Annotated in this window: 19 protein-coding genes, 3 tRNA genes and 2 pseudogenes; 9 read left to right on the top strand and 15 right to left on the bottom strand. The window is 72.7% G+C overall.

Annotation, left to right across the window (positions count from 1 at the left end; genetic code table 11):
* Positions 1 to 42 precede the first annotated feature (42 nt).
* Both ACFU5G_RS09540 and ACFU5G_RS09535 read left to right on the top strand, forming a co-directional pair.
* On the top strand, positions 43 to 897 hold the full coding sequence (locus ACFU5G_RS09540) for an LLM class flavin-dependent oxidoreductase (RefSeq protein WP_377243028.1): 855 nt from the start codon (positions 43 to 45) through the stop codon (positions 895 to 897).
* A 120-nt stretch (positions 898 to 1,017) separates the two neighbouring features.
* A complete protein-coding gene (locus tag ACFU5G_RS09535) occupies positions 1,018 to 3,126 on the top strand; it encodes an acyltransferase family protein (RefSeq protein ID WP_377243026.1) in 2,109 nt (702 codons plus the stop codon).
* A gap of 54 nt (positions 3,127 to 3,180) precedes the next feature.
* Here the strand turns inward: ACFU5G_RS09535 and leuD are convergent, their stop codons facing one another.
* Together leuD and leuC are read right to left on the bottom strand one after the other, a co-directional pair.
* Positions 3,181 to 3,816 carry a 3-isopropylmalate dehydratase small subunit gene (gene leuD, locus ACFU5G_RS09530; protein ID WP_377243024.1) on the bottom strand — a complete coding sequence of 212 codons (636 nt, stop codon included), beginning with the start codon at positions 3,814 to 3,816 and terminating at the stop codon, positions 3,181 to 3,183.
* Between the two features lie 14 nt (positions 3,817 to 3,830).
* Positions 3,831 to 5,360 carry a 3-isopropylmalate dehydratase large subunit gene (gene leuC / locus ACFU5G_RS09525; protein ID WP_377243022.1) on the bottom strand — a complete coding sequence of 510 codons (1,530 nt, stop codon included), beginning with the start codon at positions 5,358 to 5,360 and terminating at the stop codon, positions 3,831 to 3,833.
* A 139-nt stretch (positions 5,361 to 5,499) separates the two neighbouring features.
* On the opposite strand from leuC, the gene ACFU5G_RS09520 reads away from it, so the two are divergent.
* From ACFU5G_RS09520 to ACFU5G_RS09510, 3 genes are all read left to right on the top strand, one after another.
* Positions 5,500 to 6,219: an IclR family transcriptional regulator gene (locus ACFU5G_RS09520; protein ID WP_026365378.1), complete on the top strand. Its 720-nt coding sequence runs from the start codon at positions 5,500 to 5,502 to the stop codon at positions 6,217 to 6,219.
* Between the two features lie 316 nt (positions 6,220 to 6,535).
* Positions 6,536 to 6,706, top strand: coding sequence for a hypothetical protein (locus ACFU5G_RS09515; RefSeq protein ID WP_020013705.1), 171 nt, complete (start codon positions 6,536 to 6,538; stop codon positions 6,704 to 6,706).
* 158 nt (positions 6,707 to 6,864) lie between these two features.
* A complete protein-coding gene (locus ACFU5G_RS09510; RefSeq protein WP_377243020.1) occupies positions 6,865 to 8,079 on the top strand; it encodes a PH domain-containing protein in 1,215 nt (404 codons plus the stop codon).
* A 423-nt stretch (positions 8,080 to 8,502) separates the two neighbouring features.
* Here the strand turns inward: ACFU5G_RS09510 and ACFU5G_RS09505 are convergent.
* The 3 genes from ACFU5G_RS09505 to ACFU5G_RS09495 form a co-directional block, all read right to left on the bottom strand.
* Positions 8,503 to 8,575: transfer RNA gene (locus ACFU5G_RS09505), tRNA-Glu, on the bottom strand.
* Positions 8,576 to 8,610: 35 nt separating this feature from the next.
* Positions 8,611 to 8,683 (bottom strand) — tRNA-Glu (locus ACFU5G_RS09500).
* Positions 8,684 to 8,771: 88 nt separating this feature from the next.
* Positions 8,772 to 8,843, bottom strand: a tRNA-Gln gene (locus tag ACFU5G_RS09495).
* A 7-nt stretch (positions 8,844 to 8,850) separates the two neighbouring features.
* Between ACFU5G_RS09495 and ACFU5G_RS09490 the strand changes: the two are divergent.
* Positions 8,851 to 9,279: pseudogene (locus tag ACFU5G_RS09490) on the top strand (pentapeptide repeat-containing protein); the annotation flags it as partial.
* A gap of 87 nt (positions 9,280 to 9,366) precedes the next feature.
* Here the strand turns inward: ACFU5G_RS09490 and ACFU5G_RS09485 are convergent.
* The 8 genes and pseudogenes from ACFU5G_RS09485 to ACFU5G_RS09450 all read right to left on the bottom strand — a co-directional run.
* A pseudogene (locus ACFU5G_RS09485) lies at positions 9,367 to 9,987 on the bottom strand (HAD family hydrolase); the annotation flags it as partial.
* A gap of 2 nt (positions 9,988 to 9,989) precedes the next feature.
* Positions 9,990 to 11,357 carry a CPBP family intramembrane glutamic endopeptidase gene (locus ACFU5G_RS09480; RefSeq protein ID WP_377243018.1) on the bottom strand — a complete coding sequence of 456 codons (1,368 nt, stop codon included), beginning with the start codon at positions 11,355 to 11,357 and terminating at the stop codon, positions 9,990 to 9,992.
* A gap of 53 nt (positions 11,358 to 11,410) precedes the next feature.
* Positions 11,411 to 12,910: a glutamate--tRNA ligase gene (gltX, locus tag ACFU5G_RS09475; protein WP_377243016.1), complete on the bottom strand. Its 1,500-nt coding sequence runs from the start codon at positions 12,908 to 12,910 to the stop codon at positions 11,411 to 11,413.
* Between the two features lie 9 nt (positions 12,911 to 12,919).
* A complete protein-coding gene (locus ACFU5G_RS09470) occupies positions 12,920 to 13,366 on the bottom strand; it encodes a hypothetical protein (RefSeq protein ID WP_377243014.1) in 447 nt (148 codons plus the stop codon).
* A 228-nt stretch (positions 13,367 to 13,594) separates the two neighbouring features.
* Positions 13,595 to 14,506, bottom strand: a complete 912-nt coding sequence (locus ACFU5G_RS09465; RefSeq protein WP_377243012.1) for a GNAT family N-acetyltransferase — start codon at positions 14,504 to 14,506, stop codon at positions 13,595 to 13,597.
* A gap of 7 nt (positions 14,507 to 14,513) precedes the next feature.
* The gene (locus ACFU5G_RS09460) at positions 14,514 to 15,413 is read right to left on the bottom strand and encodes an NUDIX hydrolase (protein ID WP_377243010.1); all 900 of its coding nucleotides are present in this window, start codon (positions 15,411 to 15,413) and stop codon (positions 14,514 to 14,516) included.
* 1 nt (position 15,414) lies between these two features.
* The gene (locus ACFU5G_RS09455; protein WP_377243008.1) at positions 15,415 to 16,197 is read right to left on the bottom strand and encodes a fumarylacetoacetate hydrolase family protein; all 783 of its coding nucleotides are present in this window, start codon (positions 16,195 to 16,197) and stop codon (positions 15,415 to 15,417) included.
* A gap of 90 nt (positions 16,198 to 16,287) precedes the next feature.
* Positions 16,288 to 17,058 carry a class I SAM-dependent methyltransferase gene (locus ACFU5G_RS09450; RefSeq protein WP_232216046.1) on the bottom strand — a complete coding sequence of 257 codons (771 nt, stop codon included), beginning with the start codon at positions 17,056 to 17,058 and terminating at the stop codon, positions 16,288 to 16,290.
* 463 nt (positions 17,059 to 17,521) lie between these two features.
* Between ACFU5G_RS09450 and ACFU5G_RS09445 the strand changes: the two genes are divergently transcribed.
* The gene (locus ACFU5G_RS09445; protein WP_377243006.1) at positions 17,522 to 18,898 is read left to right on the top strand and encodes a heparan-alpha-glucosaminide N-acetyltransferase domain-containing protein; all 1,377 of its coding nucleotides are present in this window, start codon (positions 17,522 to 17,524) and stop codon (positions 18,896 to 18,898) included.
* A gap of 56 nt (positions 18,899 to 18,954) precedes the next feature.
* Here the strand turns inward: ACFU5G_RS09445 and ACFU5G_RS09440 are convergent, their stop codons facing one another.
* Together ACFU5G_RS09440 and ACFU5G_RS09435 are read right to left on the bottom strand one after the other, a co-directional pair.
* Positions 18,955 to 19,851: a PhzF family phenazine biosynthesis protein gene (locus ACFU5G_RS09440; protein ID WP_377243004.1), complete on the bottom strand. Its 897-nt coding sequence runs from the start codon at positions 19,849 to 19,851 to the stop codon at positions 18,955 to 18,957.
* 139 nt (positions 19,852 to 19,990) lie between these two features.
* Positions 19,991 to 20,980 carry an aldo/keto reductase gene (locus ACFU5G_RS09435; RefSeq protein ID WP_377243002.1) on the bottom strand — a complete coding sequence of 330 codons (990 nt, stop codon included), beginning with the start codon at positions 20,978 to 20,980 and terminating at the stop codon, positions 19,991 to 19,993.
* A 62-nt stretch (positions 20,981 to 21,042) separates the two neighbouring features.
* On the opposite strand from ACFU5G_RS09435, the gene ACFU5G_RS09430 reads away from it, so the two are divergent.
* On the top strand, positions 21,043 to 22,086 hold the full coding sequence (locus ACFU5G_RS09430; protein WP_377243000.1) for a 3-methyladenine DNA glycosylase: 1,044 nt from the start codon (positions 21,043 to 21,045) through the stop codon (positions 22,084 to 22,086).
* A 316-nt stretch (positions 22,087 to 22,402) separates the two neighbouring features.
* A complete protein-coding gene (locus tag ACFU5G_RS09425) occupies positions 22,403 to 23,029 on the top strand; it encodes a lytic polysaccharide monooxygenase auxiliary activity family 9 protein (RefSeq protein ID WP_377242998.1) in 627 nt (208 codons plus the stop codon).
* The last annotated feature ends 76 nt before the right edge of the window (positions 23,030 to 23,105 follow it).

Below are 23,105 nucleotides of genomic sequence, written 5' to 3'. Positions count from 1 at the left end.
CGTGTGAGTCGGCCCCGGTACGACGACGCATCAGGAGGACGGATGAAGTTCGGATTCATCAGCAGCTTCGGCACCATCGACCAGCACGTGGCGCTGGCGCGCGAGACCGAGGAGCACGGCTGGGACGGATTCTTCACCTGGGACGCCATCAGCCTGGGCGGTGAGTGGGCCATGCCGGTCTACGACCCGTTCGCCGTGCTGGCGGCCGCGGCGGCCGTGACCGAACGCATCACGCTGGGCGCGATGGTGTTCGCCGTGCCCCGGCACCGGCCGTGGGAGTTCGCACAGCGGGCGCTCACCGTGGACCGGCTCTCGGGCGGTCGCCTGGTGCTGCCCGTCGGCGTCGGCGTCACCGACGACCGGGGCTTCACGTCCGTCCCGGGCCAGGCCACGGGCCTGAAGGAGCGGGCTGAGCTGCTGGACGAGACCCTGGCCTGGTTGGAGCGGTCCTGGTCCGGCGAGGAGTTCGAGGCCACGGACGGGCAGATCCGCACGGGTCCGTTCCGCTTCCCCGAGACTCCCGTGAACGGCCGCATCCCGGTGTGGCCGGTCGGTGTGTGGGACGCCGAGCGTCCGCCCACCAGGAACCTGCTGCGCGCCCTGCGCTGGGACGGGATCGTCCCGCAGCTGCGCGGCACGGCGGACGACCTGACGACGAACGACATCGCCGCGCTGGTCGACTGGCTCACGACGCACCGGCCGGACGGGACGGAGGACCAGCCGTTCGAGGTGATCCTGCAGGGCAAGCTGTCCAGCGATCCAGGCCAGGCGGCCGAGCAGGCCCGCGCCATGGCCGACGCCGGCGTCACGTGGTGGATCGAGTCCTGGTGGGACCCGTCGAAGGACTCGCCGGAGTCGCTGCTGGAGAAGGTGCGCCAGGGACCGCCGGCTCTGTAGACGGGCGGGCTCTCCTGCTGCGGGCCGGGGGCCGGTAACATCTCGGCCAACTTGCGCCAGCATGCGCGCATTGCGGCAGATTGCGCGCATTGCGGGAGATTGCGCCGACGGAGAGACGACGTGACGGACGAGCGCCGAACCACCCCGCGCGCCGACATCCAGGCGTTGCGGGCCGCGGCCGTGCTGGCGGTCGTGCTGTACCACCTCTGGCCCCATCGGCTCACCGGCGGCTACGTGGGCGTCGACGTCTTCTTCGTGATCTCGGGCTTCCTGATCACGTCGCACATCGCGCGGGACGTCGACGCCGGGCGGTTCTCGGTCAGCCGGTTCTGGTCGCGCCGGATCCTGCGCCTCCTGCCGGCCTCGCTGCTGGTGCTCGGCGTCACGGCGCTCGGTGTCTGGGCGCTGGCACCGGTCCAGCACTGGGGGCAGTGGTTCCGCGAGATCGCCGCCTCGGCGCTGTACGCGCAGAACTGGGTGCTGGCCGCCGACGCCGTCGACTACCTGGCGGCCGGCGACGTGCCCTCCCCCGTGCGCCATTACTGGTCGCTCGCGGTGGAGGAGCAGCTGTACCTGCTCTGGCCGTTGCTGATCGTCCTGGTGCTGGCGCTCGACCGCCGGCTCCGCGGCTCCCGGCACGCGACCGGGTGGCGAGCCACCGCCGTCGGAGTGCTGGTCCTGGTCGTCGTCGCTTCCCTCGTCGCCTCGGTCGTCTGGACCGGGGCCGACCCCGCCTACGCTTACTTCATCACCCCGACCCGCGCCTGGGAGTTCAGCGCCGGGGCGCTGCTCGCGCTCGCGCCGTCCATGACGCCGTCGGCGGCCCGGAGCGCCACGGCCCGGGCCGTCGCAGCATGGTCGGGCCTCGCCATGATCGTGTTCTCGGCCACCCTCTTCACGGGGACGACGCCGTTCCCCGGGGCCTGGGCGGCCGTGCCCGTGCTCGGCACCGTGCTGGTCCTCGGGGCGCGGGCGTCGGACCGGTTCACCGGCCGGCTCGCGGGGCTGCCCCCGGTGCGGTTCCTGGGCGACGTGTCGTACGCCGTCTACCTGTGGCACTGGCCCTTGATCGTGCTGGTCCCGTACGTCACCGGGCACGACCTGCGCACCGGCGACAAGTTCGCGGTACTGGCGGCCACCCTCGTCCTGGCGTGGGCCACGCGGCGCTGGGTCGAGGAGCCCGTGCGGCGGCGCCGGAGCCGGGTGCGGCCCTGGCCCGCCATCGTCAGCGCGGCGCTGATCGGCGCCGTCGTCGCGGGCATCTCGCTCACCGCGACGTACACGGCCCGGGAGCACGTCCGGAACGAGCTCTATGCGGCGACCGCCGCGGCGGCGACCGGCGCCGCGTGCTTCGGGGCGGCGGCCCGGCCCCCGCAGGGCGCGCCCTGCGCTAACCCGGACCTGGCCGGTACCGCGGTGCCGGCCCCGGATTCCGTCGCCGAGGACCTGCCGGCGCCGTTCGCGGAGTCGGCGACGGACAGGTGCGCGAGCACGGGCCGCGAGACCACGGAACCCGTCGTGTGCGAGCGCGGCGACCGCACGAGCGGCGTCCGGATCGCGCTCGTCGGCGACTCGCACGCCGCGCACTACGCGAGCGCCCTCGTGGGCGCGGCGGACGCCGAGGGCTGGTCGCTGGACATCTACGCCAAGGCGGGCTGCCCGTTCTCCGACGCGGTGCGCGTGCAGGACGACGTGCTGACCGCCGCGTGCGTCGAGTGGGTCGACCGGACGGAGCAGGTGCTGCTCGACGGCGGCTACGACCTCGTGGTCACCTCCCAGATGAGCGGCGTCGGCTGGGTGCCGCCCCGCCCAGCGACGTCGGCCGGGACGTCCCAGGCCTGGGCGGAGGACCGCCTGGCCGCCCTGTGGCAGCGGCTCGCCACCGAGAAGCTCCCCGTCGCGGCGATCGCCGACGTGCCCAGGCCACGCCCGGACGTGGTCGAGTGCCTGACGGCGCCCGACGTCGACCTCACCACCGGATGCCGCACCCCGCGCGGCGACGCGACGCGCGCGTTCGACCCGCAGCGGGGCGCCGTGGACCGGCTGGACCGGCCCGACGTCGTCCTCGTCGACCTCACCGACGTCTACTGCGACGCCCGCGAGTGCCTCCCGGTGATCGGCGGCGTCACGGTGTACCGGGACGCCGACCACCTGTCGGACACCTTCGCCGGCACCCTCGCGCCCTACGTCGCGAACGCACTCGCGCCCCTGCTGCGGGCAGGAAGCTGACCACAGCAGGGGCGCGAGAGTGATACCGGCACGAACGTCCAGCCGGCACGAACGTCAGACCGGGCGGGCCGCCTCGATCTCGACGGCCGGCAGGTGCCGGGCCGGCAGGGTCTTCGGGCGCCACGAGGCCCGGGTCGCCTCGAACTCGGTGATCTTGTCGGCTTCCTGGAGGGTCAGCCCGATGTCGTCGAGCCCCTCAATGAGCCGCCACCGGGTGTAGTCGTCGATCTGGAACGGCACCGTGACGTCGTCGGCCGTGGCGGTCTTGGCCCCCAGGTCGACGGTCACCTCGGTGCCCGGCTTGGTCTCCAGGATCTTCCACAGGATCTCGATGTCCTCGGGCGAGACGATGCCCGCGACGAGGCCCTGCTTGCCCGAGTTGCCGCGGAAGATGTCGGCGAACCGCGAGGACAGCACGACGCGGAAGCCGTAGTCCTTGAGCGCCCAGACGGCGTGCTCGCGCGACGAGCCCGTACCGAAGTCCGGCCCGGCGACGAGCACGGACCCCGCGGAGTACGCCTCCTGGTTCAGGACGAACGACGGGTCGCCCCGCCACGCCGCGAACAGCGCGTCCTCGAACCCGGTGCGCGTGACCCGCTTGAGGTACACGGCGGGGATGATCTGGTCGGTGTCGACGTTGCTGCGCCGCAGCGGGACGCCGACGCCGGTGTGCGTGGTGAACTTCTCCATGGTCAGCGGTCCTCTCAGCGCAGCGCGGGATGGCCGGCGACGGGGATGGGCAGGTCGACGACGACGGAGTCACCCAGCGGCGAGGCACCCACGCCGTCGAGCGGCGTGCCGTCGAACGTGGTGATGTCGATGTCGAACGGCAGGTCCAGGTCGCCGACGCTGGATAGCGTGCCCCGGATCGCCGTTGCGGCGGCGACGAGCGGCGACACCAGGTGGGTACGACCGCCCTTGCCCTGCCGACCCTCGAAGTTGCGGTTCGACGTCGAGGCTGACCGCTCCCCCGGCGCGAGCTGGTCCGGGTTCATGCCCAGGCACATCGAGCAGCCGGCGTTGCGCCACTCGGCGCCGAACTCCTTGAAGATCACGTCCAGGCCCTCGGCCTCGGCCTGCAGCCGGACGCGGGCCGACGACGGGACCACGAGGACCCGGACGTCCGCGGCCTTCTCCTTGCCCTTGACGACCTTGGCCACGGACCGCAGGTCCTCGATGCGCCCGTTGGTGCAGGACCCGATGAACACGGTGTCGACCTTGATGTCACGCAGCGGCGTGCCGGCGGTCAGGCCCATGTACTCCAGGGCCTTCGCCGCGGTCTCGCGCTCCCCCTCGTCGGCGATGTCCGCCGGGACGGGAACGGTGGCCGACAGGGGCAGGCCCTGGCCCGGGTTGGTGCCCCAGGTGACGAACGGCTCCAGGTCGGCCGCCTCGAGCACGACCTCCTCGTCGAACTGCGCGTCGTCGTCGGACCGCAGGGTCTTCCAGTACTCCACGGCCTCGTCCCAGTCGGCGCCCTCCGGCGCGTGCGGGCGACCCTTGAGGTACTCGAACGTGGTCTCGTCCGGCGCGATCATGCCGGCGCGGGCGCCGGCCTCGATCGACATGTTGCAGACGGTCATGCGCGCTTCCATGGACAGCGCCCGGATGGCCTCGCCGCGGTACTCGAGCACGTAGCCCTGCCCGCCGCCGGTGCCGATCTTGGCGATGATCGCCAGGATGATGTCCTTGGACGTCGCGCCCGCGGGCAGCGCGCCGTTGACCGTGATCGCCATGGTCTTGAACGGCGCGAGCGGCAGCGTCTGGGTGGCGAGCACGTGCTCCACCTCGGACGTGCCGATGCCGAACGCGAGCGCGCCGAACGCGCCGTGCGTGGACGTGTGCGAGTCGCCGCACACGACGGTGAGGCCCGGCATCGTCAGCCCGAGCTGGGGTCCCACCTGGTGGACGATGCCCTGGTCCGCGTCGCCGAGGCTGTGCAGCCGGACGCCGAACTCCTTGGCGTTGGAGCGCAGGGTCTCGATCTGCGTGCGGCTCGTCGCGTCGGCGATCGGCCGGTCGATGTCGAGCGTGGGGGTGTTGTGGTCCTCGGTCGCGATCGTGAGGTCGGGTCGCCGCACCTGCCGTCCGGCAAGGCGCAGACCCTCGAACGCCTGTGGGCTCGTGACCTCGTGGACCAGGTGCAGGTCGATGTAGAGAAGATCAGGCGAGCCGTCCTCGCCTCGACGCACCAGGTGCGCTTCCCAGACCTTCTCCGCCAGCGTGCCGGCCATTGCGGTTCGCCTCCCTGTCAAAACTACCTCTGTCAGAAACAACTGTGTGGAACAACTTGGGGAACAACTTGGGGAACAACTCGGAACAACTTTGGGCCTCGACTTGCAATCTCACGTTCCGAGACGGCAATATCGCGGTATGGACGATACTAGCGGAGTCGGCGTCTTGGACAAGGCGGCGTCCGTCCTCGGGGCACTCGAGGCCGGCCCGGCCACCCTGGCGCAGCTCGTCTCCTCCACCGGCCTGGCTCGCCCGACGGCGCACCGCCTGGCGGTGGCTCTGGAGCATCACCGCCTGGTGGCACGGGACATGCAGGGACGGTTCGTGCTGGGCCCGCGCCTCAACGAGCTGGCCACGGCCGCCGGTGAGGACCGCCTCCTGGCGGCAGCGAACCCGGTGCTCATCGCGCTGCGCGACCACACGGGCGAGAGCGCACAGCTCTACCGTCGGCAGGGCGACCACCGCGTGTGCGTCGCCGCGGCCGAGCGCCCGGTAGGCCTGCGCGACTCGATCCCCGTGGGCGCGACACTCAGCATGAGCGCGGGTTCCGCGGCCCATGTCCTGCTCGCCTGGGAGGAGCCGGACCGCCTCCACCGTGGCCTGCGGGACGCGACCTTCACGGCCACGATCCTCTCCGGTGTCCGACGCCGCGGGTGGGCCCAGTCCGTCTCGGAACGTGAGCTCGGTGTGGCATCCGTCTCGGCGCCGGTGCGCGGGCCATCGGGGCGCGTCGTCGCCGCCGTCAGCGTGTCCGGTCCGGTGGAGCGGCTGTCGCGGCAGCCCGGCCGGCTGCACTCGGCCGCCGTCGTCGCCGCGGCGAACAAGCTCACCGAGGTGCTGCACCGGTCGGGCGAGTAACGGGTCCGGCGAGTACGGGTCCGGCGAGTAACGGGTCCGGCGGGAGCCCGGCGACATCCCCGAGGGGTGTCGCCGGGCTCCCGCCGGAATGTTGCTGCCGCCGGCATCACGCGGCGGCAGGGCACACCCGGCGCACCCGACCGTGCACACCGACCGTGCGCACCGGGTGTGCGCCCGGTGAGCGGTCCGTGAGTGTTGGCCCGCCACGCCGAGCCAGGTCATTCCCCAGGTCGGGGTGGTGTCAGTAGTCTCGTCCGCGACGTGCGCACACCCGGTGCGTGCGCACCAACGTCGGAGGAATCTGATGCCGCCAAAGGTGAGACTCATCATCATCTGGGTCGTGGTGATCTTCCTGCTCTACTCGGTCATCAACGACCCCGAGCGATCCGCCGACGTCGTGCTCGCCCTCTGGGACGTCATCTGGGGTGCCATCGCGAACATCGGCACGTTCTTCGAGGAGCTCTTCACCGGGTCCATCGGCCGCTGACCACGTAGGGTCAGCGGGCGGGACTCGGCGACGTCGAGCACACCCGTCACCTGGAACTTCCCTGTCAGGACCAGTCCCGACGGGGCCGTTCCGGACAGGAACATTCCAGACAGGAACATTCCTGACAGGACCTATCCGAACGCACCGGGGAGACCCGCATGAGCGCAACAGCGGACTTCGTGATCCGCAATCGCGCCCTGCAGCGGTACATCCTCGCGGACGAGAAGATCGTGATCGCCACGCGCCGGCACTGGGCCCGGCTGTGGGAGCCGATCCTCACGACCACGGGCGCGTTCGCCCTGGGCCTGGCGATCCTGGTCGCGGTGGACCCGAACGTCCGCGACCAGCTCGCGTGGGTGTGGCTCCCGTTCCTGGTGCTCGGCGCGCGCCTGCTCTGGAAGTGGCTGGACTGGCGGGCCGAGTGGTTCGTCATGACCGACCGCAGGCTGATCCTGCTCACGGGGTTCCTGGTCCACCGGGTGGCGATGATGCCCTCCGAGAAGGTCACCGACCTCGGGTACGAGCGCACCCCGATGGGCCAGGTGCTCGGCTACGGCACCTTCGTCTTCGAGACCGCGGGCCAGGACCAGGCGCTCGACCGCATCACCTGGGTCCCGCGCCCCGACTCCCGGTACCGCCTCATCATCGCGACGCTCTTCCACCCCGACGCCGCCGACGCCGAGGCCGCCGCCCAGTCCGGCCCGGCCGGCCGGCCGCAGGTCGTCGCGCCGGCGGAGACCCCGCCGCCCGCCGCACCGCCGGCACTGATGCCGCGGATCGGACGACGCAGCAATCCCCCGACCCAGCGCATCGAGCTGCCGCTGCGCGAGCAGACGGGCTCAGGTGGTGTCGGTGCGGGTGGTGTCGGTGCGGGTGGAGTCGGCTCGGGGGGCGTTGGTTCGGGGGGCGCGGTCGGGGCAGGGCCTGTCGGCGGCTCGGCAGGCACCGGCGCGGAGAATGCCAGCAGGGACAGTGCCGGCGCGGACGGCGTCGGCTCCGGCGCGAGCTATGGCCGGGCTGGCTACGACAGGGCCGGGTACGACCGGGCCGGGTACGACGACGCGGCGCCCGGTGCGGTGGTCTCCGGCGGCGCAGCCAACACGGGTCAGGCTGGGACTGGTCCGGCTGGGACCGGCCAGGCTGGGACCGGTCGAGCAGGTGCAGGCATGGACGACGATCAGCCCGCCCGAGTCGGCTGGTCCCCGACCGGCAGCACCGCGGCGTCGTCGACGGGTGGCGGGAACCTGCCCGGCCGGATCAGCGGGGGCAAGGGCGGCGATCACGTCCCCGGCGGGCCGACGTCCGCGACCGACGGGTCCGACGCGCTGCCGAGCCCGTTCATCGAGGGCGGCAAGGACCCGAAGATCCGCTGACGTTCCGCCTCTGCGAGTAGCTTCTGCAAGTAGCTTCTGCGAGCAGTCGCACCGCACGGAAGCACCCGCACGCCCGCCTGCCTCCTGCGCGAGACACGCAAGCGACCCGCGAGGCGAACGTAGGTTCGGTCGCCGCAAGAGCGCTCAGAGAGCGAGCAACCCTACGTTCGCCTGCGGTTCGACTGCGGTTCGACTGCGGGCGCGGTTGCGGCTGCGGCTCGGCTGCGGGCGCGCGGCGCGGTCGGGAGCGCCGCTGGGCTCGGTGCGCAGCGCAGGTGCCCGAGACCGGCCACAGGTCCCGAGACAGGCCCACAGGCGCCCGAGACGGGCCTCAGGCGCCTCGAGACAGGTCAGGCGCCCGGTACGGCGAAAGGCCCGGTACGGCAAAAGGCCCGGTCCGTGTGGACCGGGCCTTTCTCGCTGTACCCCCAGCGGGATTTGAACCCGCGTTACCGCCGTGAGAGGGCGGCGTCCTAGGCCGCTAGACGATGGGGGCCTTGAACATCCGTCAGCCGAAGCTGGTGGACTGCGTACCCCCAGCGGGATTTGAACCCGCGTTACCGCCGTGAGAGGGCGGCGTCCTAGGCCGCTAGACGATGGGGGCCTGAACTACCGGTTACGGACCGGCACCGTGAGAAGGGTAGCGCACCCTGCATCTGACCTGCGTCAGCGAGGATGCGCAATGCTCTGCGCTGGGGTACCAGGACTCGAACCTAGACTAAGTGGATCAGAACCACTCGTGCTGCCAATTACACCATACCCCATGGGGGTATGACCGCCTGGACACACCTGTCTCCGACCGGTGATCCGTGGGGGCCCTACCGCTGGAGAACATTACCTGACCTCGGACGGTGGGCAAAACGGAATGGGCGTGCCGTCCGTCACGCGGGCCGAATCGGGTCAGTTTCGGTGCCCTGTTTCGTACCCGAGAGCGGCCGGGAGCTGGGCCAACGTCTCGATCACCACGACGCCCGCCGCCCGCAGCGCCGCGGGATCCTGCGGGTCGCCGGCCAGGGCCGCACGCTGTGCGGCGGTCGGCTGGGCGGCATTCGGCTGCGCGGCATTCGGCTGTGCGGCGTTCGGCTGGGCGACGCCGTTCTCTGCAGCACCGTTCTGGACGACGCCGTTCTGGGCGACGCCGTTCTGGGCGACGCCGTTCTGGACGACGCCGTTCTGGACGACGCCGTTCTGGACGACGCCGTTCTGGACGACGCCGTTCTGGACGACGCCGTTCTGGACGACGCCGTTCTGGGCGTGGGCACCGTAGCCCGGGCCCCGGCGATGGCCTGCGCGGTCCAGCCAGACACCCGTCAGGCTCGCCTGGTGGGCCGCCAGCGCGTCGACGGTGGGCTCGTCGCCCACGTACGCCGTCCGGGACGGCTCGGTGCCGAGCCTGCGCGCCCCCTCGAGGAACACACGGGGATCCGGCTTGCCGAAGCCCAGGGTGTCGACCCCGACCAGCACCGGCAGGTCGCCGAGCCCGGCCGCCTTGAGCTTGCGCTCCTGCAGCTCGGTGGCGGCGTTCGTCACCACGCCGACGCTCAGCCCGGCGGCGATGACGGCGTCGATCGCGGCGCGGGCGTCGTCGTGGGCGGCCCACGAGCGCTCGAACGTGCCCCAGAACAACGCGTCCCACGCCTCGAAGGACTTCTCCGTCACGGGCGCCGCCCCGAACGTCTCGTGCAGCAGCGCCGCCCGGTGCCGACGCTGCGTCACGTGGTCCATCTCGCCGCGCGTGTAGCGGCTGTAGAAGCCGCCCGGGTCGGTGCGCCAGTGCGACAGGATCTCCGGGTCACGCTCCGCCGGGACGTGCGGCAGGTGCTCGGCCCGCACGGCCTCCAGCGCCCGGGCGAAGGCGCCCTTGGTGTCGACGAGGGTGTCGTCGACGTCGAACAGGATGCCGTCCATCGTCATGCCGTCTCTCCCTTTGCAGGTTCGCGCTCCACCACAGTCTTCTCCATCGAGGCCGGGTCCGACGCCGTGCCCACCACCGGGTCCGACGCCGCCAGGGCAGTCGCCGCAGGGTTCGTCGCCGCCGGAGCAGTCGCCGCCAGGGCAGTCGCCGCCAGGGCAGTCGCCGCCGGGCCTGTCACCGCCGGTTCCGGCACCGCCACCGCCGGTCTGCGCCGGTGCGCCCACCACAGCAGCACCGCCGTGGTGATCAGGGTGGTGCTGATGCTGGCCGCGCCCTCGGCGGGCGCCACCTCGGTGATCAGCAGCGAGTCCGCGAGCCCGTCGTAGGCGATGGCGAGACCGAACGCCAGCAGGTTGTTGGCCGCGTGCAGGGCGACGGCGATCTCGAGTCCCCCGGTGCGCCACACCAGCAGGCTCGCAACCAGGCCGAAGACCAGCCGGTCGGCGAACAGCCACGGGCTCTGCGCGCCGTGCGCCATGGCGAACAGCACCGCGGACACCACGGCGGGCACGATCAGCGCGAGCCAGCGCCACCGCAGCAGGCTGCCGATCCACTGCGACATCCAGCCGCGGAAGAAGTACTCCTCGCCGGCCGCCTGCAGCGGTGTGGTCAGCAGGATCACGAGCGCGAGCGCCACCCAGCCGGCGGCCGGCGTGAGCGGCCACAGCCCGGAGTCGTCGGCGCCCGAACCGGCGTCGGCGGCCAGTCCGAGGCGAGAGACCAGGATGCTGCTGCCCAGCGTGAGCGGCACCAGGAGCAACAGCGACACCCCGAGCCCGCCGAGCAGCAGGCGCCAGCGCACGCGGCCCAGCACCGACGACACGAGGCCTCCGCGCCGCGCCTGCGCCCAGGTCGCGACCAGCGCGACCGGGATGCCGAGCGCCAGAGCGAGGTTTGTCACCAGCAGGCCCGACGGCGACACGAACCACGCGTCGGTGAGCGACGACGGGTCCGGGAGGTCCAGTCCGGCCAGCTGCCCGACGACCAGCACGAGCAGGTACAGCAGCATCGCCCCGAAGAACACGACCAGGCACGCGGCGATCGCGACCAGGCCGAGCAGCGGCCGCCACCACCGGAACCACGGCCCGCGCAGGGCCTGCGGGTACTCCCGCGGTGCCGACGCCGCCGCCGCGACGACCGGCGCCCCCGGACCTACCGGCTCTCCCGGCTCTCCCGGCCCTTCCAGCGCTCCCGACCGCACCTCCCCCGGGAACGACGACGCCGCAGCCCCCGGTGTCGGGGACTGCGGCATCGGCTGCGGCGTCGACGACTGCGCAGTTTCGGACGGCAGGGTCTCAGGCGGCACGGCTGCGGCCGGGTCGGTCGTGGGCGGCACGGCGTCAGGTGTCATGGCGTCGGTCACGCCGCTCACGTTAGACCACTTCGCTGACCGCTTCCCGGGTCGCCGCCGCTGGCTCACTCCGCCGCGGCAGGCACCCCGGCTGCGTCGGCACCCGCGCCAGCACCCGCACGGAGGCGGGCCAGCGCGGCGTCGACGCGCGCGAGGGAGCGTTCCTTGCCGAGCAGCTCGAGCGACTCGAACAGCGGCAGACCGATCCGCCGTCCGGTCACGGCCACCCGGACCGGGGCCTGCGCCTTGCCCAGCTTCATGCCGTGCTTCTCGCCCACCACGGTCACGATGTCCTTGAGCGGCTCGGCCGCCCAGGACTGCTCGGCGGCCAGGGCCTCGCGGACGTCGGCGAGCAGCTCGGCGGCACCGGCCTTCATCGCCTTGTTCCAGGAGTCCTCGTCCACCAGCGGGGTGTCCAGGAAGAGGAAGTCGACGTTGTCCGTGATCTCGGACAGCAGCGCCACCCGGGAGTGGGCCAGCGGCGCGACGGCGTCGAAGACCTTCTGGTCGAACTGCTCCGGCGTCCACGGCGCGGCCGGGGCCTGGAGCCACGGCGTGCAGGCCGCCGCGAAGTCCTCGACGCTCAGGGCGCGGATGTACTCGCCGTTGAACGCGGTGAGCTTCTTGATGTCGAAGAACGCGGACGACGAGTTGATGTCCTCGACGCGGAACCGGCGCACCAGCTCGTCGAACGGGAGGATCTCCTCGTCGTTGCCGGGCGCCCAGCCGAGCAGCATCAGGTAGTTGACCATCGCGTCGGGCAGGATGCCCTCGGCGAAGTAGTCCTCCAGCGCCACCTTGTCGCGGCGCTTGGAGAGCTTCTGCCGCTTCTCGTTGACGATCACCGGCATGTGGGCCCACTGCGGCGGCGTCTTGCCCAGGGCCTCCCAGAGCAGCTGCTGCTTCGGGGTGTTGGGCAGGTGCTCCTCGGCGCGCATGACGAGCGTGATGTTCTCGTCGATGTCGTCCACCACGTTGGCCAGCAGGAACACGGGCGAGCCGTTGCCGCGCGCGATGACGAAGTCCTCGAGGTTCGCGTTCGGGAACGTCGGGTTGCCGCGGATCAGGTCGACGACCTGCGTCTCGCCCTCGTCGGGCGTGCGGAACCGCAGCGCGCGGCCCTCGGCGTACTCCAGGCCACGGTCGCGGCAGAAGCCGTCGTAGCCGGTCTGCTGGTTGCCCGTGCGCGCCGTCACGGCGTCGCGGGTGCAGTCGCAGTAGTACGCCTTGCCCTCGGCGAAGAGCTTCTGCGCGGCGTCCTTCTGGATCCCCGCGTTCTCGGACTGGAAGTACGGGCCCTCGAACGCCGGGTCGTCCTTGCGGATGCCGAGCGCCTCCATGGCCGACAGGATGCCGTCCACCCACTCCGGCTGGTTGCGCGAGGCGTCGGTGTCCTCGATGCGCAGCACGAACGTGCCGCCCTGCTGCTTCGCCACGGCCCAGTTGAACAGGGCGGAGCGGGCACCGCCCACGTGGAACATGCCGGTCGGGGACGGCGCGAAGCGGACGCGCACGGCGGCGCCCTCGGGCGCGCCGTCGGTGGGGGTATCGGTCACGGAAGTCACGCCCACAGCCTAGGCGTTGCGCGGCCCGGCGGCGGAGCCGGGCCGACGGCGGGACGCCCGGCCGCGCCAGGCGCGGATCAGCAGCCCGACGGCGTAGGCCGGCCACACCGGGATCGACGCGAACGCGGGCCCCACCACGTAGAGCAGGCTCCACCCCTCGTCGCCCGCCGGCAGGCTCGCGGCGACTGCGGCGTAGCAGACCGCCAGCAGCACCGTCGCGACGATCAGCCCGGTGCCCAGCGCGGCCCAGTCGTTACGTATCGCCAGCAGCCGGAGCAGCGCGGCACCGGCGAGGATCGTCAGGAGCGCACCGGCCGTGACGATGACCGCGCTCACGACGCCGAAGGAGACTCCGTCCCACGAGAAACCGTCGCTCGTCTGGAGGTAGACGAGCACCACCGCGGTGATGCCGAACGCCAGGGGGGTCAGGGCGAGAAAGCGCCGCGTTGTCTGCACCGGACCATGATGCGTGCCCGGCTCCGGAGTGACCATGAATTGGGCCGCCCGCGCGTCGCGCCGGGATGTGTCGGACGGCGGAGCGGGCAAGCCGCTGGAGGGGCGGGCAGGCCGACGGCGGGGCGGGCGGAGCGGCAGGCCGACGGCGGGGCGGGCGGGCCGACGGCAGAGCCGGCAGGCCGACGCCGCCGCGCACGCCCGGGGGCGTCAGCGCCGGCGCCAGCCCCGCTACCTCAGGCGGCGCAAGTACCGCCGCGTCGAGACCGGCACGGGCCCCTCAGGGGTCTCCGCCTGGTAGTCGAGCGGGCCGCCGTCGGACCAGCCCGCCCGCTCGTAGAACCGCCGGGCGCGGGTGTTGCCCGCCACGACGGCGAGCCACGCCTCGGGATGTCCGGCCGCCGCGATACGAGCCTCGCCCGCGGACAGCAGGTCGGCCGCGATCCCGGAGCCCCGGTGGGTCGCGGCCACGAACAGCTGCTCCAGCTCCTCACCCCGGACGGTCACGAAACCGACGATGCGGGACTCCGCAAGCTCGGCCATGCCGTCCACGGCTGGACGGTCCGCCGCTCCGCCCTCCACCGCTGGACCGTCCACCGCAGGGCCCTCCACCGCTGGGCCGTCCGCCGCAGGGCTGTCCACCGCTGAGCCGTCGAGAACCGGGTTGTCGAGGGCCGGGTCGTCGAGGGCCGGGTCGTCCACCACGGCGACCGTCGTCCCCGGCACCCGGGCCGCGGCGCGCGGCCCGAACGAGTCCCGTGTCCGCGCCGCCTCCAGGGCAGCCGGGACCAGCCCGCGGTGCCCGTCGCCCCAGGCGGCGTGCCAGACGTCGGCGATCACTGGGGCGTCCTCCGGGACGGCGCGCCGGAGCTCCACGTGTCGCACCACCAGCGGTTCGACGAGGAACTGGTCCTCGTCCTCGAGCACGACCGGCTCCGTACGCCACCGTGGCCCGGCGTACGCCGCGAGCGCCGCGGCGTCCCGCCAGCGGCTCACGTAGGTGAGCGTGTCCGGGCCGACGACGATCTCGTCGCTCACGAACCCGTCGAGCGCCGCGAACCCCACGGTGCCCGCCTCGATGAACGCCCGGAACTCGTCGAGCAGCCCGGGCCGGACGTGCGCCGTGGAGCGCCTGATGATCATCGTCCGATCATGCTCCACCGGAGTGGTCGGGGCTGGCCTGATCAAGGCTGCCCTGATCAGAGCTGGCCTGGTCGGGGCTGCCCTGGTCAAGGCGGGTCCGGTCAAGGCTGGTCCGGGCGCGGGCCAGGCGCACCAGCTCGGTCAGCTCGGGGTCGGGCAGCGCGTCGGCGGGCCACCAGCGCAGGGCCAGCGACTCGTCCGACAGCGCGGTCTCGGCGTCGGGCCCCGCGACCGCGACGAACCGCACGTCGAGGTGATGCACCGGGCGGTCCGGGTCTCCGGTCCCGGGCCGACAGAACGGCACGACGTGCTCGTCGAGGTGCACAGGGACGGCGTCGACCACGAGGTCCGCGATGCCCGACTCCTCGCGCGCCTCGCGGGCGGCGGCGTCGGCCAGGGTTCGGTCCCCGGGCTCGAGGTGCCCGCCGAGCTGGAACCAGCGTCGCGCCTTGGCGTGCAGGGTGAGCAGCACGCGCGCGCCGTCGTGCGAGAGCACGAGGGTCGAGGCCGTCAGGTGGTCCGGGACGGAGTCGCGGAGCACCCCGTGACCGGGCGAACCGGCGGCCTCCTTGCCGGCAGCCTCCTCTCCGGCGGCCTCCTCCTGGAAACCCTCGAGGTGCGCGACGTACCGCGCCCGCAGGCGCTCCTGCTCCGGCGTCGCGCCGGTCCACGCCCGCAGGGTCGCGAGGGCGTCCCGGTGCAGGACAGCGCCGGTCTCAGGTGATGCGCCGGTCTCAGGGGCTGTGCCGGTTTCAGGGGCTGTGCCGGTCTCAGGAGATGCGCCCGCGTCGGCACCCGGTTCGATACCGGAGCCGGACGCAGGCTGGTTCGCTGTCGCGACCGCTGTCTCGTTCGCCGGCTCGTTCGCCGGCTCGTTCGCCGTCTCGTTCGCCGTCTCGACCGTCACGTCAGCGGCGCCGCAGCACCGGGTTGGCCAGGACGCCCACGCCCTCGACCTCCACCTCGACGCGGTCGCCCTGGTCGATGCGGCCGACGCCGGCGGGGGTGCCGGTGAGGATCACGTCGCCCGGCAGCAGCGTCATCGCCTCGGAGATGTACGAGACGAGGAACGGCACGTCGAACACCATGTCGCGGGTGCGGCCGTCCTGGCGCGGCTCGCCGTTGACCCGCGAGCGCACGGCGACGTCCTCCGGGTTCAGGTCGGTGTCGATCCACGGGCCGAGCGGGCACGAGGTGTCGAAGCCCTTGGCGCGCGCCCACTGCCCGTCGGTGCGCTGGGCGTCCCGTGCGGTGACGTCGTTGGCCACGGTGTAGCCGAGGATGTACGACGGCGCGTTCTCGGGCGTGACGTCCTTGCAGACCTTGGAGATCACGACGGCCAGCTCGGCCTCGTAGGAGACCTCCTGCGTGAAGTCGGGCAGCACGATCGGGTCGTCCGGGCCGACCACGGCGGTGTTCGGCTTGAAGAACAGCAGCGGCGTCGTCGGCACGTCACCGCCCATCTCCTTGGCGTGGTCGGCGTAGTTCTTGCCCACGCACACGATCTTGGAGCGCGGGATCACCGGGGCGAGCAGCCGGACGCCGTCGCCCAGCTCGATACGCTCGCCGGTCGGCATGGCCGGCATGTAGAGGGGGTCGCCGCCCAGGACAGCGAGGTAGGTCTTGTCGCCCTCCTGCTGCACAAGGGCGAAGCGGGGGTCGTCTCCGGTGGTGAATCTCGCGATACGCACGGGCTCAGCGTATGCCGGACGCCGCCCTGCCCGGGATCGGTGGGCGCCGCGCGGTCCGTTCTCCCGAGGAGCACGCGGCGCCGGCGCGGGTCAGGCCCGGGCGAGGACCTCGCCGTTGAGCACCGCGAACCAGCCGTCGGGCGCTGCGGCCCACTCGCGCCAGCCCTGGGCGAGCTGCTCGAGGGCGACGTCGTCCGCGAGACCCGAGTCCTTGGCCTGCACGGCGAAGTTGGACTCGGTGCAGCGCTCGGCCCACAGGCCGCCCCACCAGGTGCGGTCGTCGGGGGTGGCGTAGCACCAGACGCTCGCGCCGGGTTCGATCGTGGCCGGGTCGAACCCGGCGTCGCGCACCCAGGAGGCGAGGCGGCGTCCGGCGTCGGGCTCGAAGCCGTAGGCGTGCGTGACCTCGTGGTAGAGCATGTTCCACTCGGTGAGCTCGGCGGACTCCGGGTACCAGGTCATGGCCTCGTAGTCGGCGTCGCGCACGGCGACGAAGCCGCCCGGCTTGGCGACGCGCTTCATCTCGCGCAGGGCCGCCACCGGGTCGGAGAGGTGCTGGAGCAGCTGGTGGGCGAAGACGACGTCGAACGAGTCGTCCTCGAACGGCAGCTCGTAGGCGTTGGCGTGCTCGAAGGTGATGTTCTTGGTGCCGTGCGCGTCCGCGAGGCCGCGGGCGGACTCCAGCACGTCGTCGGAGGCGTCGACGCCCACGACGCTGCCCTGCGTGAGCCGCTCGGCGAAGTCGACGGTGACGGTGCCCGGGCCGCAGCCGACGTCGAGCAGCGTCATGTCGGACAGCAGGTGGGGCAGCAGGAACGCGGCGGAGTTGGCCGCCGTCCGACGCCGGTGCGAGCGCAGCACGGACTCGTGGTGCCCGTGCGTGTACGACTCGGACTCCTTGGTGAGGTCCGTGCCGGCGCCCGGGCTGTCGGGGCTCTCCTGCCCGGCGGCGTCGCCGGGGCCGCCGGGGCCGGCGGTGCCGGCGGCGCCGCGGGTCAGACTCGACAGGCTGCTGGGGGCGTCGACCGCGTCGATCGGGTCGGTGCCCGCGGGCTTGGTGCGGTCCCGGGCGGGGCCGCCGCTCCCCTCGTTCGAGGGGAACCTGCCGCCGAACGAGTCGCCGAGCTTGTGGCTGGGCGCGTCGGTTCGGGCCGTGTCGATGCGAGCGATGTCGTGCTCGTTGGCGCTGCCGGTCATGGCCGCACTGTATGTGTGCCGCGCCACGCTGCACATCCGCGTTCTCATCCTTCGGGACGGCTGTCCAACAGGCTTGGCCCGGCGGGTCCCACGAGCGTCGCGCCTCGGGACGCGCAAGGATGCGCGCATGTCCACGCTTGCTCAGCCGTCGGGAGCCTCATCCGGGGCGTCGTCCGGAGCCTCGTCCGGGGCGCCGTCCGACCGGCCTGCCGGGTCCTCCGGCGGCGGGCGTCGCCGGCTGGGCGGCAACCTGCGCGACAACCTGCTCGGCGGCCCGGGCCGGGTGCTGGGCGCGGACATCGCCCGGGGCATCGCGGTGCTCGGCATGTTCACGGCGCACGTCGGGGTCACCTCGGACGACCTGGCCACGTTCGAGGGCTGGCTGAGCCTGGCGCACGGGCGGTCGTCGATCCTGTTCGCGACGGTCGCCGGGCTGTCGCTGGCACTGGTCACGGGCGGGTCCCGGCCGCTGGCGGGCGAGGCGATGCGCACGGCGCGCGCCCGGATCCTCGTGCGGGTCGTGCTGCTGCTGGCCCTGGTCGCGGTGCTCGACCTGTTCGGCACCCGTGTGCTGCTCATCCTGGGCTTCTACGCCGCGTACTTCGTGCTCGCGCTGCCGTTCCTGCGCCTGCCGCCGGCCCGGCTGGCGGCGATCGCGGTGGCCATCGCGGTGGTCGGGCCCGTCCTGGTGTACTACGGGCCCGAGGTGCTGGCCCGGGCCGGGCTGCGGGCGCCGCACGACGGGTCGGGCGGCGCCACCGACTTCCTCCTCACGGGCCACTACCCCGCCCTGGTCTGGATGGCGTACGTGCTCGCCGGGCTCGCGGTGGGCCGCTGCGACCTGCGGTCGCCGACGCTGCACCTCGGCCTGGTGGCGGGCGGGTTCGGTCTCGCAGCCCTGACCTCGGTCGCCTCGGCGGTCATGGTGGCCGACGCCGGCGGGCTGACCGCCGTCGAGGGGCAGGTCGCCGTGACGTCGTCGCAGTACGTGCAGCCCGCGCCCGCCTGGTCCGACCCGTGGCCGCCCCTGGCCGGGCTGTACCTCGAGGGCCCGCACGACGACACGACGTTCGAGGCGCTCGGCTCCGGCGGCTTCGCGCTGGGCGTGCTCGGGCTGTGCCTGCTCCTCGGGTCGGTGGCCCGGGGCGCTCGGCAGGACGGTGTGCAGGAGAACCAGGACGGTGTGCAGGAGAACGGGCTCCGGCGTGCGGCGCGCGGGGTCGTGCTGACCGTCACCACGCCGCTGGCCGCCGTCGGCGCGCTGGCGCTGACCGTCTACTCCCTGCAGATCGTCACCATCTGGTGGTGGACGCGCACCTACTGGGACCTCCTCGACCCCGCGACCAACACGCCCCTGGGCTGGATGGTGGTGGTCACCCTCGTGCTGGCGACGGCGTGGCGGGCGCTGCTGGGCCGTGGCCCGCTGGAGCGCCTGTTCGGGTGGGTCGCCAAGCGGGCCTTCCCGGACCGCCCGACGGTCCAGAGCGCCGGCGTCACCTCTTAGAGCGTCACCAGTTAGAGCGTCATCTCTTAGAGCGTCGTCTCCTAGAGCGTCACCAGTTAGAGCGTCACCTCGCCGACGATCGTGGTGACGGTGTCACCGCCGACCCACACCTCGCCGTCGGGCAGCTTCTCGACGTGGACGCGGCCCGCCCGGCCCATGGCGGTCCCCTGTGACGCGACGTACGACGACGGCAGCACGTTGCCGGCGAGCCACTGGCCGAGTCCGGCGTTGAGGCTGCCCGTCACCGGGTCCTCCCCCACACCGATGGACGGGACGAAGGCGCGCACCTCGACGGCGGGGGCGCTCTGCTCTGCTGCCTGCTCTGCCGTCCGCTGGGTGGTGGCCCGGCCCGGCGCGTACTCGCCGACGACGCCCAGCTTGAGGTCGCCCATCGCCACCAGGTCCGGCTCCAGACCGAGCACGACGTCGGCATCCCGCAGCTGGACCGCCACCCAGCCGGGCCCGTTGTCCACCCAGGCCGAGCGGACGACGTCGGACACGTCGAGGCGCAGCGAGCGCGCGATCTGGGCGAGGTCGGCGTCGTCGACGGCGCCCGAACGGATCAGGGGCGGGCCGGCGAACGCAAGGCGCTGACCCGAGCCGGTGTCCGCGCGGCGGACCCGCACCAGGCCCACGCCGCACTCCTGGACCACGTCCGGCCCGCGCGGGACGCCGCCGGCCTCCAGCCAGGCGTGCGCGGTGCCGAGCGTGGGGTGCCCGGCGAACGGCAGCTCGCCGCCGGGGGTCCAGATGCGGACGCGGTAGTCGGCGCCCGCCGCGCGGCCGGCCTCGGTCGGGTCGAGCAGGAACGTGGTCTCCGAGAGGTTGGTCCACCGCGCGAAGGCGGCCAGCTGCTCGTCGGTGAGGCCTTCGGCTCCGTGCACGACGGCGACGGGGTTGCCGGCCGTCGGACGCGCGGAGAAGACGTTGACCTGGCGGAACGGATGACTCATGCCACCACGCTACCCAGCCGGCGCCGCCCGGCGAACGTCGTGTCAGACCTACAGGTCCCCCGGGTGACCTGTAGGTCTGACAGGTCAGGTGGGACTGAGACGTCAGGTGGGACTGAGACGTCAGGTGGGGGCTGTCACGTCACGCCGGGAAGATCTCGTCCAGCTCGGCGAGGTCCTCCGCCGTCGGCGTCCAGGTCCAGGCCTGGGCGTTCCCGCGCACCTGGTCGGGGCGGGTGGCCCCGGCGATCACCGACGACACCTCGGACCGGGTCAGCAGCCAGGAGAACGCGACGTCCGTCTCGGTGACGCCGCGCTCGCGGCAGAACTCGCCGAACCGGTCCAGGGCCGCCCAGGGCGCCGTGTCCAGGAGCTGCTGCTTGGTCGTGACCAGACGGGAGCCGTCGGGCCGGGCGCCGCCGGTGTACTTGCCGGTGAGCAGGCCGTTCTCCAGCGGGTGGTACGGCAGCACGCCGATGCCGTACTCCCGCGCCGCGGGCAGCACCTCACGCTCCAGGCCGCGGGCCAGCAGCGAGTACTTGTTCTGCGCGGAGACGAACCGGGTGCCGCCCGTGCCGCCGATCCCGCCAGCGCCGCCGGTCCCGCGGGCCACGTGCTCGGCGTCCGCCACCTGCCAGCCCCGGAAGTTGGAGTGGCCCACGTACCGGACCTTGCCCGCGCGGACCAGGTCGTCGAGCGCGGCGAGCGTCTCGTCGATCGGGGTCGCCGGGTCGGGGGTGTGCAGCTGGTAGAGGTCGATCCAGTCGGTGCCGAGCCGGCGCAGCGACGCCTCGGCCGCCCGCACGATGTACCGGCGCGATCCGCGAGCGCCGAAGTCCTGGCCGTTCGCGCCGTGCAGGTCGAGCCCGAACTTCGTCGCGATCAGCACGTCGTCGCGACGGCCCCGCAGCGCGGCGCCGAGCAGCTCCTCGGACAGCCCGGGACGGGCACCGTAGGCGTCCGCGGTGTCGAAGAAGGTCACCCCGGCGTCGACGGCGGCGTCGATCAGGGCGGTGGCGCCCTCCGCGGTCTCGGTGACGGTGCCGGTGCGGCCGAGGTTGTTGCACCCCAGACCGACGACGGGAACGGACAGGCCGGAGCGCCCGAGGCGGCGCAGGGGAAGGTCGGACATGGTCGCACCCTACGGCGTCGCGCGGGGCCGGGGCGGTGCCGCGGCCGCCGTACCCTGGACCGGTGACCACAGTCCTCGGCGGGCCGACCGCGGCACTGCTCCCCGAGGAGTGGCTGCCCCTCGCCGCCGCCCACGCCGAACGTGCCGACGCGCTCACCGCGGTCTGGCGCGCCGCCCGCGCGGTCGGCCGCAAGCACGCGATCGAGGACTTCCTGTTCACGTACTACCCCACGCGTGTCGCGCACCTGCGGCGCTGGCATCCCGGTGCGGGCGTCGCCCTCGTGCTGCCCGACGGCTGGGACGCGCCCGACCCGATTGTGTCCGGAAATCCAGCGACCGAACCGACTGCATCCTGGAACCCGACGACCGAACCGACTGGATCCGGAAACCGGGCGACCGAACCGGCGGACAGAGCCGGCGCGCCCGACCCGGAGGACCGCGCCGCGTGGCGGTGGCACCGGACGTCCGGGCCGGACGGCGACGTCACGCTCGACCGCGATGCGTTCCTTGCCGACCGGGGCGACACCGTGCGGTACGTCCGCGACCTGCTCGCGGCGACGTCGTCGCGCCCGGGGACGTTCGGCTGCTTCGGGCTGCACGAGTGGGCGATGGTCTATCGCGACCGGGAGGCGGGCCGGGACCAGCGGCACCCGCTGCCGCTCCGGCTCGGGCACACGGGCACCGACGCCGTGGTCGAGGCCAACCCCGTGCGCTGCTCGCACTTCGACGCGTTCCGGTTCTTCACACCGGAGGCGACGTCGCGCAACCAGCTCCAGCCCACCCGTGCCGCGCAGGTCGGCATGGAGCAGCCGGGCTGCCTGCACGCCAACATGGACCTCTACAAGTGGTGCCTCAAGCTGGGCCCGGCCGTGCCGGGGGACCTGCTGCTCGACGCGTTCGAGCTGGCCCGCGACATCCGGTGGACCGACATGGCGGCGTCCCCCTACGACGTCTCCGAGTACGGCGTCCCGGCCGTGGAGATCGAGACGCCGCAGGGCAAAGCGGAGTACGTGCGGCGGCAGCGTGAGTTCGCGCAGCGATCCGGCGAGCTCCGGCAGCGGCTGCTCCGGGCCTGCGACGCGGTGCTCGGCGCGGGACCCGGCTAGTCGTAGCCCGCGCCCCGCCTCACCGGTGTCGCGGCCTCATCAGCCCCGCGACCTCGGCCTGCCGGCCTGCCGTCACCCCGTCGTGCCGCCCCGCCATCCCGTCACGCCGCTGTGCCGTCACGCCGTCCTGCTTTCCTGCCGTCCTGCCGTCCTGCCGTCGAAAACGCGCCCGGAACTGCTTACACGTACCCGCACCCGAGTACGTAGTTGCCCTACTTGTCGCCGGGTACCGCCATTTTCTAGCGTCAGATCGTCGCACCCAAGCACTCAGGAGTAGTCCAGGAACTTCCCAACTTCAGATCACGAGGTGAGCGCCATGAGAGCAACCGCACCGCACACACCCGTCACCCGAGTCGTGCTCGGCATCTTCGCCGTGCTGGCCCTGACCCTGACGGCGCTGGTCGCCACACCCAACGCCATGACCCCCAAGGCCGAGGCCCACGGCTGGGTCGTCTCGCCGCCGAGCCGTCAGGACCACTGCGCCAAGCGGACGGTGAGCTGGTCCTGCAACGGCGTCGAATGGGAGCCGCAGAGCGTCGAGGCGCCAAAGGGGTCGATGCTCTGCTCGGGCGGCAGCCGCTTCACGACGCTCGACAACGCCTCGCTGGCCTGGCCCCGCACGAACATCGGCAGCACGCACACCTTCCAGTGGACGCTGACCGCCTTCCACCGCACGGCCAGCTGGGAGTACTTCGTGGACGGCCGGCTGTTCAAGACCGTGAACGACAACGGGGCCACGCCGCCCGCGACCGTCACCCACACGCTCTCGGGCCTGCCGAGCGGAAACCACACGATCCTCGCCCGCTGGAACGTGTACGACACCGCCATGGCGTTCTACGCCTGCATGGACGTGAACATCGGCGGCGGATCCAGCGCCGCGAAGACCGCGGTCGACGCCGACCAGCAGCTGGGCGGAGGACGCCTGCTCGCCGCGCAGCTGTGACGACTCGCTGAGGCCCGAACAGCAGAGACAACAGCAGAGGCAGCACGGAGCGGCCGGTGTCCCGACCTCGGGACAC

It is taken from the genome of Promicromonospora sp. NPDC057488 (assembly GCF_042802395.1).
Classification (GTDB): domain Bacteria; phylum Actinomycetota; class Actinomycetes; order Actinomycetales; family Cellulomonadaceae; genus Promicromonospora.
This window is presented reverse-complemented; position numbering and strand designations above follow the sequence as displayed.

What these genes read in the sequence shown, in the direction of transcription:
- ACFU5G_RS09540 (WP_377243028.1), top strand. Translation starts at nt 43, where the DNA reads ATGAAGTTCGGATTCATCAGCAGCTTCGGCACCATCGACCAGCACGTG.
- leuD (WP_377243024.1), bottom strand. Translation starts at nt 3,816, where the DNA reads ATGGAGAAGTTCACCACGCACACCGGCGTCGGCGTCCCGCTGCGGCGC.
- leuC (WP_377243022.1), bottom strand. Translation starts at nt 5,360, where the DNA reads ATGGCCGGCACGCTGGCGGAGAAGGTCTGGGAAGCGCACCTGGTGCGT.
- ACFU5G_RS09520 (WP_026365378.1), top strand. Translation starts at nt 5,500, where the DNA reads ATGGACGATACTAGCGGAGTCGGCGTCTTGGACAAGGCGGCGTCCGTC.
- ACFU5G_RS09510 (WP_377243020.1), top strand. Translation starts at nt 6,865, where the DNA reads ATGAGCGCAACAGCGGACTTCGTGATCCGCAATCGCGCCCTGCAGCGG.
- ACFU5G_RS09465 (WP_377243012.1), bottom strand. Translation starts at nt 14,506, where the DNA reads ATGATCATCAGGCGCTCCACGGCGCACGTCCGGCCCGGGCTGCTCGAC.
- ACFU5G_RS09445 (WP_377243006.1), top strand. Translation starts at nt 17,522, where the DNA reads ATGTCCACGCTTGCTCAGCCGTCGGGAGCCTCATCCGGGGCGTCGTCC.
- ACFU5G_RS09440 (WP_377243004.1), bottom strand. Translation starts at nt 19,851, where the DNA reads ATGAGTCATCCGTTCCGCCAGGTCAACGTCTTCTCCGCGCGTCCGACG.
- ACFU5G_RS09435 (WP_377243002.1), bottom strand. Translation starts at nt 20,980, where the DNA reads ATGTCCGACCTTCCCCTGCGCCGCCTCGGGCGCTCCGGCCTGTCCGTT.
- ACFU5G_RS09425 (WP_377242998.1), top strand. Translation starts at nt 22,403, where the DNA reads ATGAGAGCAACCGCACCGCACACACCCGTCACCCGAGTCGTGCTCGGC.